Origin of the sequence: Asaia sp. SF2.1, from assembly GCF_000505765.1 — a bacterium.
GTDB classification, from domain to species: domain Bacteria; phylum Pseudomonadota; class Alphaproteobacteria; order Acetobacterales; family Acetobacteraceae; genus Asaia; species Asaia bogorensis.
On the sequence record NZ_AYXS01000008.1, the window covers coordinates 53,667 to 54,930 of the forward strand.

1 protein-coding gene is annotated in these 1,264 nt (G+C 62.3%); it reads left to right on the forward strand.

What is annotated here, in order from left to right:
• Positions 1-829: phosphatidylcholine/phosphatidylserine synthase (locus P792_RS25470; RefSeq protein WP_031240344.1), on the forward strand; the 829-nt coding region annotated here is incomplete at its 5' end.
• Positions 830-1,264: the final 435 nt, after the last annotated feature.

Consider the following 1,264-nt stretch of genomic DNA (forward strand, 5'->3'; position numbering starts at 1 on the left):
TCCCCGGCGCAGGAAGCGTCGGCTGAGGCGTATCCGGCCGCGCCGCGTGCGCGTGCGCGGCCCGTCTTTCAACAGGCTCATCCCGAACCTGCTGACCATGCTGGGTCTGTGCGCCGGGCTGAGCGGGATGCGGTACGGGCTGGAGCAGCAATTCGCCTATGCTGCTGCGGCACTCGTGATCGCGGCCTGTATCGATGGGCTCGACGGACGTATCGCCCGTCTGCTGCATGGCACATCGCGCTTCGGGGCCGAGTTCGACTCGCTCTCGGATTTCGTCTGCTTTGGCGTGGCGCCGCCTTTCCTGCTCTATCTCTGGACATTGCAGGCCAATGGCGGGCGCTACGCTTTTGTGCCCTGCATTCTGTTCACTGTGTGCATGGCGCTGCGTCTCGCGCGCTTCAATGCAAGCCTCGATGACGAGGAGAAGCCGGAATACTCCTACAGCTTCTTCACGGGGGTACCCGCACCTGCCGGCGCGGGTGTCGTGCTGTTTCCCATCTTTCTCGGGCTGGAAGCCGACAGGATGCACTGGCCAGTTCTTGAATCCCTTGCCCGCTCCCCCCTGCTGGCAGCCGGTTTCTTGATCCTGACAGCTGCCCTGCTGGTTTCGACACTGCCGGTCTGGTCGTTCAAGAACTTCAAGATCCCGTCGCCCTTCGTGCTGCCGCTCATGCTCGGCACGTTGCTCTATGCGGCAATCCTTCTGGCCGACCCCTGGCTTGCTCTGGCAGCGGCTGGCATCATCTATCTGCTGATGCTCCCGTTCAGCCGCCGCAGCTTCCATCGCCTCAAGGAACAGGCCGAGGCCATGTCGGAAGACGTGCCCTAGGCCTGTTTTCCCCGATCGGGTTTTCCTTCGAGTTGGTTTTTCCTGTGGGGCGGTTTTTCCGGGCCAGCGTTGCCGTGTAGCCCCCTACTCTCAGGCCTGCATTCCCTTCCCTGCCTCCGCGCTTTCGCAGGCATATGGCGAAGGAGCAGGCGAGAGCATTTTCGCCCATCACATCGGTCGGGATTGTTCCAATTCCCCCCAGACGCCGCATCTTGCCTATCTGTAAGGCCGGTAAGACCTTGCAGACCAAGGTGCGAGGCATCCCCGGCCCTGGGCCTCAAATCCTCAGCACCATTAGCGCCGGTGGCACCCGCTCTCAGAACGCCAGATCGACCTGGCCGCCGAACTGGCGCGCTTCGTTGAAGTAACCCTGCAAGCCCGTCGTCACGCCCAGTGTCTTGAAGTAGACATGCTGCTCGGCAAACAGATTGCGTG